The sequence below is a fragment of the Streptomyces sp. NBC_01352 genome (assembly GCF_036237295.1).
Taxonomy (GTDB): Bacteria; Actinomycetota; Actinomycetes; order Streptomycetales; family Streptomycetaceae; genus Streptomyces; species Streptomyces plumbiresistens.
On sequence record NZ_CP108354.1, the window covers coordinates 96,339 to 109,608 of the forward strand.

A 13,270-nucleotide genomic window follows, 5' to 3' on the forward strand; every position below is an offset into this window, starting at 1 on the left:
GGGGATGGTTGGATCGGCGGCATGGCAGCCACCGGTCCAACCGATCCCGAGGACTTCTTCCGCGCGACCCGTCGGGCCGTGGAAGCGGTCTGGCGCATCGAGTCGGCCCGGCTGATCGCGGGACTCGCCCGGCTCGTACGCGATGTCGGCCTGGCCGAGGAACTGGCTCAGGACGCCCTGGTGGTCGCGCTCGAACAATGGCCGAGAACCGGCATACCCGATGATCCCGGCCCGTGGCTGATGGCGACCGCGAAGCATCGCGCGATCGATCTGCTGCGGCGCCAGGAGCGGTACAGGACCAAGCTCAACCTGCTGGGCCGCGATGCCGAGATCCAGCAGCAATCCGCCCAGGCAGACCTGGACGCCGGACTGGATGACCACATCGGCGACGATCTGCTCCGCCTGATGTTCACCGCGGCGCATCCGGTGCTGTCCGCCGAGGCACAGGCGGCGCTGACCCTCCGGCTGCTGGGAGGACTGACCACCGGAGAGATCGCGAGGGCCTTCCTGATCCCGGAGCCCACCGCCGCACAACGCATCGTGCGGGCCAAACGCGCGCTGGCCGACGCCGGCGTCCGGTTCGAGATGCCCACGCCAGATGACATGACCGATCGGCTTTCCTCGGTCCTGGGGGTCATCTACCTGATCTTCAACGAGGGCTATTCCGCGACAGGCGGTGAGAGCTGGACACGCCCCGAGCTGTGCCAGGAGGCGCTACGCCTCGGACGCATCCTCGCGTCCCTGCTCCCGAACGAGGCAGAGGTGCACGGCCTGGTAGCTCTCATGGAGCTGCACGCCTCCCGCCTGCCGGCGCGCACCGACGCCGCCGGACAGCCAGTACTCCTCCGAGACCAGGACCGCCGACGGTGGGACCGGCTCCTCATTCGCCGTGGTCTCGAGGCCCTCGACCGTGCCGAGTCTCTGGGCGGCAGCCCCTGCACGCTGCAGGCCGAGATCGCCGCATGCCATGCCCGAAGCCCTTCCGCGGAAGAAACCGACTGGCCGCGCATCGCCGCTTTGTACGAGGTGCTGGCCTACCTCCAGCCGACTCCTGTGATCCTGCTCAACCGGGCCGTCGCGGTGGGCATGGCGGACGGCCCGGACCGCGGCCTGAGGCTCGTCGACGAGCTGACCGAGGAGCGGGCACTCCGAAACTATCCGCAACTCCCGGCCGTGCGCGGAGAGTTGCTGACCCTGATGGGCCGACAGGACGAGGCGCGTACTGAGTTCGCGCGGGCCGCAGAGCTCACACAGAACCAGGCTGAACGAATCCTGTACCTCAAGAGTGCGGCCGCCCCCAACCGACAGCCGGAATAGGAAGCAATCGCTTCCCGTACTCCAGCCGTAGAGATCGTCACGGTCGTGGCACCGTGCCGCAGATACGCAGTGCCAGGCTCGTCCTATTCGGGTGGGGCGGGCCTGCCCACCCACGACCTCAGGCTCCGCTGCGCGACCCGGAGCACCTCATCAGGCGACATTCCATCGGATAGTTCGATCACAACGAGACCCCAGTTCCTCCGGCCGACGGTGTCGAGCGTCACCGCACGCTCGCGCAACAGGTACGTCACCGCCGACGCGACGTCCTCCACTGGAGGGACTACCTCGGAGCGAGCAAGCTTTTCGACATACCGGTCCAGCCACTGCTCCCCTCCTCTCCTGGCGGCTCGGGACAATGCAGCTTCGGCGTTCCCATCGAGAAAGACCATGACCGGGCGGACCGGCGCGAGCACCTCCGTGAGGTCAGCCATGAACGCATCGATCGTCTCCTCGCCGTGCCCCATGGCCAGCAGCGTCGGCACGAACGGCACCAGGGCGTCCGCGATCACCACGTCATCGCCGGTCGCCAGAACCGAATCAACGAACTCGGCAGTTGTTGCGATCAGCGTCTCCAGGCCGACGGCGCCGGTCGCCTTGAACTCCCCGGCCACCGCGGCGAACTGGGGCCTGGTCAAGATCTCCTCCTCGCGGAAGTGGTCCACCCGCAGACCCGCATCGACCAGCCATCGAGACAGACCGGCACAGAGCGTCGACTTGCCCACGCCGGGCGATGCTCCCCACACGGTGATCAGAACCGTCATGGCTGCCGAGCCTAGGAACCACAGTCATCACTGCCAACCCCGCCCGCGTCTTCGGGCACGGTCGCCGACGGCTACCGCCCCGACCGCAACGACATCATCGGCGCCCTTGAGTGCCTCGCCGGCACGGCCGTGATCATGTACGCGCCGCGGGGGTCACCCAGCTGGCCAAATACAACGCTCAGACCGGCCAACCGTGGTGACTCAATCACAGCCGCCGCCCAGGCCAGTGGCGCATTCAGCCGGGTGAAAGGCGCCAAGGTCAAAGAACTTCTGCCGACGCCGGCACGTCATGCCTGCATGAGGCCGATCAACGAAGCACACATGGCAGTACCGGGGCTGGCCGTGACGGAGATCGCCGACGACGACGCATCCGCGTTCGCGGTCCAAGAGCTGCTCGCCGCCCGGTGGGCCATCGCCCCGGCGGACCGTACGACCCGGGAGCCCGGCGAGCCGGGCGTGCGAGCGCCGCGCGGGCCGACCGAGTACGACATTAAGAGGCCCACGCCGGGGGCGGGAGTTCCGGTTACACCGCCCCCAGCCGCGGAGCTTTTAAGGCTCGGCGACCGTGACGTGGCGCGTACTGCGGAGTGGAAGTCGGACGGTCACCTGAGTCGTGCCATCCTCGGTGTGGAAACTGAGCGCGCCTTCGAGCGTGGTGATCCGGTCGGCCAGTTCAGCGAGGTCCGGCCTCCTTCCCGCCACCGCCACGGATGCGATCAGTTGCCCGTCGCAGGTGTCGACACAGACCCTCGTCGAACTGTTCTCGCTCATCCTGGCCACGACCAAGTAGACAGTGGATTCAAGGACGTCGGGGTAGCGCACGCGCGGGACGCCCTCGATGCGCAGATCTCGGCTCTGGCCCAGTGCTTCGAGCGCGATGGCAAGGCCGGCCTCCTTCAGCAGGACCGGGTGGAGTCCGCGCGCCAGCCGTCTGAGCTCGGAGATGGCCTGTCCGAGCGCCGCCTCGGCCTGGTCCAGGCGGGGTGCCGGGGACTTGGCGCGTAGCCGGAGCAGCCGCAGCCCCAGGGCCAGGCCCACCAGCTGCTGCTGGGCGCCGTCGTGCAGGTCTCGTTCCAGGCGGCGGCGTTCCTCGTCGCCGGCGGCGACGATGCGGGCGCCCGAGGCGCGCAGGGCGGCGAGTTGGGCGAGACCTTCGACGTGGAGACGCTCGTGTTCCAGGGCCAGATGGACGGCGGACAGGAGGTCGTCGATCGCGCTCGGGCTGTCCAGCAGGCCGGGCCGGTGGATCAGGGTGGCGATGTACGAGTCGCCGCGGCGAAGCGCGGTGGCAGTTTGGCCGTTCGGCGGGGGCAGGGCGACCGGGTCGGCCGCCGCGTCGACATGGCGGTGGTCGGCGCCGATCGGGTAGGCGATCTGGAGGTCCGGGTCGCCGAGGCGTTCGGCGATCGCGTCGCGCAACCTGCTCGCGGTGGCCGTACCGCCCAGGTCGATCACAAGACGGGTCAGTTCGCGCTGCCTCAGCCGGGCGCGAACCAGCTCCGCGATCATCGCGGCCGCCAGCAGGCACAGCACCACGGCCTGCGCCTGCCACAGGCGGCCGTCACGCGCGTCGGAGCCGAGGAAACCCCGGTCCAGGCTGCGGACGTATGACACGGCGACAATCGTGAAGTAGCCGAGGGCGCACAGCGTCGGCAGGGCGGTGGACCGCCGTGCGGCCGGGCTCGTGGTGAGCAGGCGGCAGGCGAGGAACACCGTCAGCGCCAGCAGCCAGGCCGTGCCCGCCTGTAGGCCCAGCGATGCGACGCTCTGCGCGCGAGCCGGGGCATCGGCGAGCGCCCACCAGTTGCGTGGGCACTGCGAGCAGCCTTGCGCCTGGGGTCGGAAGTACGCGGCCGCGCCTACCCCTTGTACGCCCAGAGTGATCGCGTAACCCGCCGCCACGAGCGCGCGTGCGGACCATGACCCGAGGCGGCCGCTGGGGTAGGCAAGCGCCACGTGCCCCACCACCGCCGGGCAGGCGGCGTTCAGGGCGAGACCGAGGGAGAACGCGACCGACGAGGTTGTCCCCGGGTTGTCCCATTCCTGCAGGAACCAGGCGTATGCCGTGAGGAACAACAGCAGTCCCGTCCGTCTCCCGGAAGTTCGCAGGCCGAGAGCGAGAGCGCCGATCAGCAGGACCCAGCCGGCGCCCAGCAGGGCGGTCAGGCCGTGCGATGTCGTGAGCGCCGTCGAGAAGCCCCGCTCCGACCGGGCGACCATCACGGTGACGAGGCTGAGTACGGCTCCCAGCCCGAACAGCAGCAGGCGTATCGGCATCGGCGTCTCTCCGGCGAGCGAATCGCTCATCTGCATGATGGTCCCGGGACAGGCCTTGTTTGGACAGAGGGCTGTCCCTGATTCTGGCCGTAGTGTGTTGCGGGGACAGCCCTGATGTCCCGCTCGGGGGACCTTCCTAGCGTCGTGGGCATCGATGGGAGGTGCCCAGTGCATCGAAGGAAACCAGGAACGTGTGCGGCCGCGACGGCAGTTGCCGGGGCTCTGCTGGTCTCGGCGGGCTGCTCGACTCCGTCATCCGACCGGGCCGGAGGACACGCCGGCGCCGAGGCCACGGTACTCACCCTCGCCAACCCCGGCGGAGCCGTTGAGCCCCCGCAGCTGGTGGCCTGGGTCAAGCGTGTCGACCAGATGTCCAAGGGGACGATCAGGATCGAGTTCCGGAACGAATGGCGCGAAGGAGAGGCCCGCCCGGAGGCGGCGACGCTCGACGACATCCGCAAGGGCAAGGCCGACATGGCATGGGTGGGAGCCCGCTCATTCGACCGGGTCGGCATCACGGACTTCCAGGCGCTGTTGGCGCCCATGCTCGTGGACAGCTACGAGCTCGAGGCGAAGGTCTTCGAGGCCGGCATTCCGGCGAAGATGCTCGGCGGCGTGCGCAAGGCCGGTGTCGTGGGCATCGGCGTGCTGCCTGGGCCCTTGACGCGCTTGGTGGGTACCCGCGAGCCCCTGGTGAACCCGAGCGCCCTCAACGGCGAGAAGATCGTCAGTCAGGATTCGGCCCTGATGGACGAAAGCCTGCGGGCCCTGGGTGCAACTCCCGTCACGGGACCCGCGAACACCGACCTCAGCTCCTACGGCGGCGCTCAGATGCAGCTCGGCGTGGTCGTCGGCCGACACCACGACCGTGATGCCAAATACGTGACCGGCAACGTCGATCTGTGGCCGCGCCCCCTCGTCGTCGTCATGGGCAAGGCCGTCGGCCACAGGCTCTCCGCGCAGCAGCGGGCCGTCCTCACCAAGGCTCTCGAGCAGACGATCACGCAGGCGGTGGACGTGTCCCGGGCCGAGGACCGGGAGGCCGCGCCCACCCTGTGCAGGTTGGGAATGAAGTTCCCTTCGGCGTCCCCCGCCGACCTCAAGGCCATGGAAGCGGCCGTGCAGCCGGTATACACCAGGCTGCACAGGGACAAGCGCACGGCGGACTGGCTCGAGCAGATCCAGTATCTCAAGAAGACGACAGGCGCGGGACCTGACACCGCCTCATGTCCCGCCAGCTCCACCACGGCCGGTCCGCTCGAAGGGACGTGGACGCGGACCATGGCCGACGGGGACTGGCGGCGCTGGCCGGGGGACGAGACCTGGACCGAGGGTCCGCCGAACGGCACGTGGACCCTGGCCTTCGAGAACGGCATCCTCACCAAGACCGACCCGAACGGCGAGACCGAGCGGTGGCCCTACCAGACGTTCCGCGATCGCATCCATCTGGCCGGGTTGGTCACGTTCAACGCCACCTTCCGCCGCGACAAAGACGAGCTCACCTTCGACAACTTCGACCTCGGCGACTGCACGGACTGCGGAGGCTATGCCGTGACCTTCGGCGGCTCCAAGCCGCCGTGGGTCAAGACGGCGGTGGCCCATTGAACGGGCCCGGCGGGAGGCGCGGCGGCGCATCGGGGGCAGCCCTGATGCGCCGCCGCCGTCCGTGCTGTCACCCTCGGGCTGTGGCCCCGACGCTTCTGATCGTGGACGATCACGCAGGTTTCCGTACCTTCGCCAGGGCGCTGTTGGAGGCGGACGGGTTCGACGTGGTCGCAGAGGCCTCAGACGGCGCGTCGGCCATGCTCGCGGTCGAGCGGTTCAACCCGCACATCGTGTTGCTTGACATCGTGCTGCCGGACCTCGACGGCTTCGAGGTCTGTGCACGCCTGACCGAACGGGGTCGGCGTGAGCGGCCCGCGGTCGTCCTGACCTCCAGCCGCGACGCCACGGCGTACGCGGACCGGCTCGATGGCTGTGCCGCTCGCGGGTTCATCCCCAAGGACAGACTGTCGGGCACCGCGCTCTTGTCGCTGGCGGGGTGAGCGCCCTATGCCGGATCGGGTGTTGTACCTGGCCGACGCCGCCGTCGGTACGGTGCTGCTCGGGTCGGGCGCGGTGGCCTGGACGGGCAGGCGCCGCAGCCGTGTCGGCCTGCTCATGGCGGTGGCCGGGGTGTGCTGGTTCCTGGGCAGCGTCGTCCCCGGCCTGGTGTTCCTCCACCGGGGCCCCCTGGTCCATCTGCATCTGTCCTATCCGACCGGGCGGCTGCATCGACGCTCCACCGCTGTAGTGGTCGCCGCCGCCTATGTGGCGGCCGGCTTGGAGGGCTTCGTACCGACGCTGTGGCCGACCGCGGGACTGTCGGCTCTCGTCGTCGCGGCCGCTTTCGACGTCTTCGCCCGCACGTCAGGCCCCGCCCGCAGGGCAGGGCGGCCGGCGCTGGCCGCCGCCCTGGTCTTCGCCGGCGTGCTGGCCCTCGGCAGCGCCAATGTGCTGCTGACGTGGGGTGCGGACCGCGATGTCCTGCTGATCTACGACGCGGCCGTGTGTCTGGTGGTGATCTGGCTGACGGTGGATCTGCTGTACGGGCGCTGGAGCGATGCCACCATCTCCGACCTCGTCACGCAGCTCGGGCGGCACACGGACACCGCGGGCCTCCAGGCCCAACTGGCCAAGGCGCTGGGCGATCCCGGTCTGACGCTGGGCTACTGGGTGCCGTGGCAGCATGCCTACATCGACGAGGCCGGCCGGCCGCTCGACGTGAACCTGCACGGCGCAGGCCGGGTGACGACCGCTGTCGAGAACGACGGCGAGCCCGTCGCCGTACTCATCCACGACCCCGCGGTGCAGGACGACCGCATTCTGCTCGAGGGGGCCATCGCCGCACTGCGCCTCGCCGTCACCAACGCGCGGATGAGGGCGGAGGTCCGCGCCCGCATGGCCGAACTCGCCACCTCGCGCCGTCGCATCGTGGAGGCGGCGGACGCCCAGCGGCGGACACTGGAGGCGGAGCTGGCCACAGGTGCGCAACGCCACCTCGCCCAGGCAGGGCACCATCTCGTCCGCCTCGAACCCGAGGCGGACGGGGAACTGCGCACCACGCTGCGGAAGGTGCTGGCCGAAATGAGTGCTGCCAGGCACGAACTCGCCCAGTTCGCCCAGGGAGTCAGGCCGCAAAGCCTTACCACCGGCGGGCTGGGCGCCGCGCTGCCACTGCTCGCCGGCCGGGCGGGACTGCCGGTCTCGGTGACGGTCTCGGTCGGCCGACTGCCGCCACCGGTCGAGGCGGCGGTGTACTTCGTGTGCGCGGAGGCGCTGACGAACATCGCCAAGCACGCGGCGGCCACACGGGCGAGTGTGGAGGTCGCCGCGGAGGCGGGCGACATCGTGGTGCGTGTGGCGGACGACGGCCGTGGCGGTGCCGACGCCAAGGGCTCGGGACTGCGGGGGATCGCCGACCGGATCGAGGCTCTGGGTGGCAGCATCACTGTCGGCGGCGGCGCCGCAGGCGGGACACTGCTCGTGGCCAGGATCGCGGCCAAGGCAGCGGAGCCGCATGAAGGCCGCGAACGGGGGGTGCCCGATGAAGATCGTGATCGCGGATGACTCGATGCTGATCCGTGACGGCCTGGCGCGGCTGCTCGCGGAGGCCGGCTGCGAGGTGATGGCGACCGCTGACAACACCACCACGCTGATGCGAAAGCTGGAGTCCACAGTGCCCGACGCGGTGATCGTGGACATCAAGATGCCGCCGACGTACACCGACGAAGGGCTCGTCGCGGCCCGCCACATACGGTCCATGGCCCCTTCCATGGGCGTACTCGTACTGTCGCAGTACCTGGAAGCGCACTACGCCATGCGTCTGCTCAGCGATGCGCCCGAACACCTGGGGTATCTCCTCAAAGAGCGCGTGTCGGATGTCGCCCTGCTCGTGGACGCGTTGCGCCGGGTCGTCGAGGGTGAGTGCGTCATCGATCCCACGATCGTGACGACGCTGATGCGACGGCCGCGCGACCCCGGCCCCCTCGCGGGCCTGACAGGCAGGGAACTCGAGGTGCTGGCGCTCATGGCCGAGGGGCGTTCGAACGCGGCCATCGCCGGAAAACTCTCAATGAGCCCCAAGACGCTGGAGGCGCATGTCCGGCAGATCCTGCAGAAGCTGAACCTGCACCAGTCGCCGAACGACCACCGGCGTGTGCTCGCCGTCCTGACGTACCTCCAGGCCGCGCTGTGAGGCAGCCACACGGGGCACGCCCGTGGATGCCGCCGGGGGCAACCGTGCCCCACTGGCCTCACTGCAGTTCTTGACGCACCCGCCCCGGTTGCAGCCGCGACTGAACGCGATCGACGCGCCGTCGGGTGACAAGGCCGGGGCGCCTCCTTCCTCGCCCCAGTCCTCCGGCACGCACAGTGGTCCGAGCCGTCCTGCACAGGGCCCGTCGCGGGACCGCAGACCGCACGCCATTCGCCGGGACACGCCGCAGCGCCCGCGAGCGAGTACGCGACGAGCAGCCCGGCCATCAGCGGTGAACGCCCGGCCGGTCGCCCGGGCACGCCACAACACCCAGGCCACGACCGCGATCGCCCCGAACAGGCCGACGGTAGTCGGCTGCGCGCTCAGGCGGAGCGCGCCACCGGTCGGCACAACTCTGCCAGCACAGTCACCGTTGTGACGCACAGGCAACCCAAACGGGTGAGCGTCACCGTGCAACACCCCCACGGACCAATCGGCTCCTGCCGGCCTTTCAGGGAGCTTGCCGTGGCTGGCCGTCGGGATGGTCGTGGACCCAGGACAGACCTCCCAGATCGAGGCGTTGGTGGGCACGGGTGAACGGCCACGTGGGCCAGGCGGGCTTCGGCATCATCAATGGGGGCCGACGGCAGTGGGGGCTCGGTCCGGTCAGCGGTGTTGTTGTCCCGGGTGCGGGCGAAGTCGTCTGCGATGCACTGGCAGGTGTTCTCGGGCCATCACGCAGATGGCATCGAACCGCCTTTTGGGGACGTCACCTCACCCACCAGTTCGGCAGCTCACCGGTGGATGGCCAACCCGGCCTCCAGCTCGGCGATACGCTTGCGGGCCGCTGCCAGTTCGGACAGTCGCTGCTGTGCATTCCGGGCAACTGTCCGGTGTCGATGAGGTGTTGGCTCCGCCAGACGTAGATCGTCTGGTCGCTGATGCCGAGGAGCTGGGCTACCTCGGCGACCTTCCTTCCGGATGCGACGAGATCGAGGACCTTGCGGCGGAACTCGGGCGGATAGCTGCGGGGCATCGCGGCCTCCGAAGGCTGCTGGATCGTCAATTGTCCAGCAACCCGACTCCGTTAGAACCAGGGCATGCCACCTTGCCGCGCGGGTCCGGCAGTTGGAGAAGCGCCTCTCCCAGGCCCTCGGGGAGGCCGCCGGGGCCGAGCCGGCCTGGGGGCGCCAGCCGACATCGACCAGCTTCAGCGACGCATCACGATGCTGGACCTGAACCTCGCCGACATCCCAGGTCGGCTCGGTGAGCGTGCCGATGAACTGGAGGCAGCCCGCGCGGCCAACCGCGAGTTGACTCGGGCCCTGAACCAACGTACTGAGGGCCGCTGTCCTGCCGTGATCCATCCGAACCAGCGATAGGACCACACTTGTTGTGCTCTGCTGCTGTCCGAGCAGTATCTCTATGGGGATTCGAGTCGATCCGGTCCGGCGCCGGGTGCCTACGTCCGCCGCAGCACCCGGCCCGCCCCCGCCGCGACCGTCGTGACCAGCAGCCACCCCAGGCCGATCAGGGCGACGGCGCCCCATTGCAGGGCGCCGGTTGAGGAGTAGAAGCGCTCCTGACCCAGATCCACGAGGGGTAGAAGCAGATCGATTGTGTAGATCGTCGGTTGGAACGGAGGCGCCTTGCCGTCGCCGACAGTGATGGGCGGCCAGAGGGTGAACAGGGTTGTACCGACGGTCAGCAGGGCCAGCAGCAGCCACACCGCGCGCAGCGGACGGTAGCCGTAGCCCACTGTCGCGTCCTGGAGCAGGCTCCAGGCCTTGGCAGGGGGCGACAGCGTGCGACGCAGGCCGCGGTGTTCGGCGACGAGCACGGCTCGGGCATCAGCGGCCCGGCCCTGGCGGCGGTAGGCAACGGCGAGCTGTTCGTACGGCTGGGGCACGAACCCGGCGGGGTCCCGTTCCAGCCAGGGCAGACGGGCGCGGGCCGGGAGGGCGGGGTGCACGCTGTCGTAGAGGGTTCCGTCGAGGACAAGCCCTGTGGGCCAGGTGCCGGGCGCGTCCCGCAGCAGCCCGAACCTGCTTTGCCGCAGGTCGACCAGGCCAGGCGGCGCCGTGCGCAGGTGCATGGAGAGGGTAGCTGCCGACGATCCGCGGCAGGACAAGGTCACTTCGCCGACCGGACCATCCAGGGTCGCGTCGTTGAAGCATAGGCGGCTGCGTACTGTGACGCTGTTGAGCGAGATCCTGCCGTGCGCGGTGAACCCGTCGCACAGGTTGAACACTCCTCCCGTCTCGGCTCCGTTGGCGCGCAGTGCCGGCTCGTCGCCGTGGGCGGTCAGCTCGGCCCCCTCGAGCAGCACGGAACCGCCGACGCGGGAATCACACAAGTCGATCAGGCCGTGCGTAACCAGGCCGCCCCGGCAGTCGACGTCGCCGCCGACGCGCAGCCGGGCGGCATCGAGCGCGGCGCGGGCAGGCGGCGTGGCGGACGGGACCTCGAAGCGGGCGCCCCCGAGGACGACACTGCCGCGCACGGACGTGTCCCGCAGATCGACCGGCCCGCGCGCCTCCAAGCCGCGGTCGGACTGGATGTCACCGCCTATCTCGGCACACCGCAGGAGCAAGGCGTACGCACCCCGACCGGCGCCGGGACCATCCAGTTGGCAGTCGGCCAGGCTCACAGAAGCGCCGATGGTGGCGCCATAGAGGTTGACCTGTCCGGCGCTGAAGAAACCGGAGTCGAGGTACACGCCGCCGCCCACGGTCAGTTCGGGCGCTTGAAGGCCACCGTCGCGGATGCGGGTGCCTCGGAAGGCCAGGACATCCTGTATCCGGGCGCTATTCAGAAACATGTTGCCCGTGCATTCCAAGCCCGGGGCCCAGAAGTCCTCGCCCACTTCGATTGACTGCGCGTCTATCGCGGTCTCACCTGCAGGCGGGCGCACCGTGGAGTCCTTCAGGGAGAGCCAGTTTCCGACCGTGAGGGAGCGCAGATCCACCGTGCCGGTAACGGTGCAAGCCGTAATCTCGCACTCCATGCCGACATGGGCGCCGACCATACTGAGACCGGGCAGTGTGCAGGAGTCAAGTGAGAGGGCGGAGCCGAGACGCGCGCTGTCGAGCACGGCCGGCTGATCGAAGCGGCACCCCTCCAGACGGATCGAGCCAGCCGCCGTGACCTCGGCAAGATCCAGGTCGCCGGTGATACGCGCGCCCCTCAGCCACAGGCGGGCCTGGCAGCCGGGGTGTGGTGTGGGCGCGGCAATCAGGAGGTGACGCAGGATCCGCCCGCCAACCTCGGGTACGTCGTCGCACCACTCTCCTCGCCGGTACGCTTCCCACACGCGCCGTTCCGGCTGCCCCCACCCGTCCGGCGGGTTGTCCTCCGCCACCACGCTCCCCTTCCCCCCAGGTACCCGGCCATTGAGACCAAGGGCAGCTCCTTGTTACCCGGCGGGTCGGAGCATCATGCGGCCCCTCAGCTCGCGGGACATACGGGCCGTCACGAGCAGGGGCACCCCATGGCAGTCCGGTGGCGTCCGCGAACCGAAAGGCGCACTGCACACGGTGCGCCGGCCGGCGCACACGGGGCTGCTTCAGAAAAGTCACCAAGCCGAAACTGATCGCGCTGCTCCGGATCGTTCGGGGCATGGCATATCTCCGCTGCAGCCCCGAGCATCTTCAGCCTGAACTCTCGGAGGCGCACTCATCTGCTGGCGACGTCTGATGCGTTCGCGTAGGGGTGCTGGGTGAGACGACGTGCCGGACTTCCGGACGTCGCAGTTGTGGAGATGCGCAATGCCGTAGTGGCGGCGAGATTTTCTGACGTGCCGTGCCGGTGGGGCGGATCAGTGGGTGAAGGCGACAGATTCAGCGAGATCCTTCTGCGTCTCGAGCGCGGTGAGACGTTCGGTGAGTGCCGCGTGGATTGCGCTATAGGTGTCGGAGCCGAGGGTGAGGCGCAGGGGCGGGCTCGGGTGGCGGGTGGTGTCGTAGATGGCGGCGGCGATCTTGACCGGGTCGCCGGTGAGGGCGCTGTCGTCGGTGGCCTCCAGCGCGCGCCGCGTTTGTCCGACGGCGCTGTCGCGGTAGGCGGGCGTTTCGGTGGTGTAGTGCAGGCCGGAGACGAAGCCGGTGCGGGTGGCGCCGGGCTCGACCAGGGTGAGGTGAATGTTGAAGTCGGAGACTTCGCGGCTGACGCTCTCGGTGAAGCCCTCCAGCCCCCACTTGCCCGCGTGATAGGAGCTGTGGGTGGGGATGCCGATCTGACCGCCCATGCTGGAGATCTGGATGATCCGGCCTCCGCCCTGCTCGCGCATCGGCTGCAGGAAAGCCCGGGTGATCAGCATGGGAGCGACCAGGAGGACCTCGATCTGGTCGCGGATCTGCTCGACGGTCATTTCCTCGGCGGCGCCGACGACCGCGTATCCGGCGTTGTTGACCACGATGTCCACCGGCCCGGACCGGAGAGTCCTGCCGATCACCTTGTCCACGTCGGCCGGCCGCGTGAGGTCGAGGATCTCGACGGTCAGCCGGTCGCCGTACGTCTCGCGCAGGTCTTCCAGAACTGCCGGGCGGCGGACCGTCGCCGTAACGCGGTCGCCGTTCCGGAGGGCGTGCTCGGTGAGATGGCGGCCCAGCCCACCGGAGGCTCCGGTGACGAACCAGTGACGTGAGGCCTTGTCGGAGGGAGCGGGCATGGGAGTCCC

General features: G+C 69.4%; 10 protein-coding genes and 2 pseudogenes. 7 read left to right on the plus strand and 5 right to left on the minus strand.

Annotation, left to right across the window (positions count from 1 at the left end; all coding sequences use genetic code 11):
- Positions 1–21: 21 nt before the first annotated feature.
- Positions 22–1,317, plus strand: coding sequence for an RNA polymerase sigma factor (locus tag OG252_RS00510; RefSeq protein ID WP_329332803.1), 1,296 nt, complete (start codon positions 22–24; stop codon positions 1,315–1,317).
- Positions 1,318–1,400: 83 nt separating this feature from the next.
- Here the strand turns inward: OG252_RS00510 and OG252_RS00515 are convergent, their stop codons facing one another.
- A complete protein-coding gene (locus tag OG252_RS00515) occupies positions 1,401–2,078 on the minus strand; it encodes a hypothetical protein (protein ID WP_266452904.1) in 678 nt (225 codons plus the stop codon).
- Between the two features lie 54 nt (positions 2,079–2,132).
- On the opposite strand from OG252_RS00515, the pseudogene OG252_RS00520 reads away from it, so the two are divergent.
- Positions 2,133–2,231, plus strand: a pseudogene (locus OG252_RS00520) (YnfA family protein); the annotation flags it as partial.
- Positions 2,214–2,528 (plus strand): annotated as a pseudogene (locus OG252_RS52230) (DUF6207 family protein); the annotation flags it as partial. The pseudogenes OG252_RS00520 and OG252_RS52230, both read left to right, overlap by 18 nt.
- A gap of 99 nt (positions 2,529–2,627) precedes the next feature.
- Here OG252_RS52230 and OG252_RS00530 read toward each other — a convergent pair.
- Positions 2,628–4,385, minus strand: a complete 1,758-nt coding sequence (locus OG252_RS00530; RefSeq protein ID WP_329332805.1) for a sensor histidine kinase — start codon at positions 4,383–4,385, stop codon at positions 2,628–2,630.
- Between the two features lie 138 nt (positions 4,386–4,523).
- On the opposite strand from OG252_RS00530, the gene OG252_RS00535 reads away from it, so the two are divergent.
- The 4 genes from OG252_RS00535 (at position 4,524) to OG252_RS00550 (ending at position 8,592) form a co-directional block, all read left to right on the plus strand.
- A complete protein-coding gene (locus OG252_RS00535; protein WP_329332807.1) occupies positions 4,524–5,960 on the plus strand; it encodes a TRAP transporter substrate-binding protein in 1,437 nt (478 codons plus the stop codon).
- A gap of 101 nt (positions 5,961–6,061) precedes the next feature.
- Positions 6,062–6,400: a response regulator gene (locus OG252_RS00540; RefSeq protein ID WP_329332809.1), complete on the plus strand. Its 339-nt coding sequence runs from the start codon at positions 6,062–6,064 to the stop codon at positions 6,398–6,400.
- Between the two features lie 7 nt (positions 6,401–6,407).
- Entirely contained in the window at positions 6,408–7,964 is a 1,557-nt protein-coding gene (locus OG252_RS00545; RefSeq protein WP_329332811.1) for a sensor histidine kinase, read from the plus strand.
- Positions 7,942–8,592, plus strand: a complete 651-nt coding sequence (locus OG252_RS00550; protein WP_329332813.1) for a response regulator transcription factor — start codon at positions 7,942–7,944, stop codon at positions 8,590–8,592. The genes OG252_RS00545 and OG252_RS00550 overlap by 23 nt, the downstream gene beginning before the upstream one ends.
- A 769-nt stretch (positions 8,593–9,361) precedes the next feature.
- Here the strand turns inward: OG252_RS00550 and OG252_RS00555 are convergent.
- From OG252_RS00555 to OG252_RS00565, 3 genes are all read right to left on the minus strand, one after another.
- Complete coding sequence (locus OG252_RS00555; RefSeq protein ID WP_329332815.1) at positions 9,362–9,658, minus strand: transposase; 297 nt, start codon at positions 9,656–9,658, stop codon at positions 9,362–9,364.
- Positions 9,659–10,054: 396 nt separating this feature from the next.
- Positions 10,055–11,953 (minus strand): hypothetical protein, encoded by a 1,899-nt coding sequence (locus OG252_RS00560; RefSeq protein WP_329332817.1) that lies wholly within the window; start codon positions 11,951–11,953, stop codon positions 10,055–10,057.
- Positions 11,954–12,409: 456 nt separating this feature from the next.
- Positions 12,410–13,261: an SDR family oxidoreductase gene (locus OG252_RS00565; protein ID WP_329332819.1), complete on the minus strand. Its 852-nt coding sequence runs from the start codon at positions 13,259–13,261 to the stop codon at positions 12,410–12,412.
- Positions 13,262–13,270: the final 9 nt, after the last annotated feature.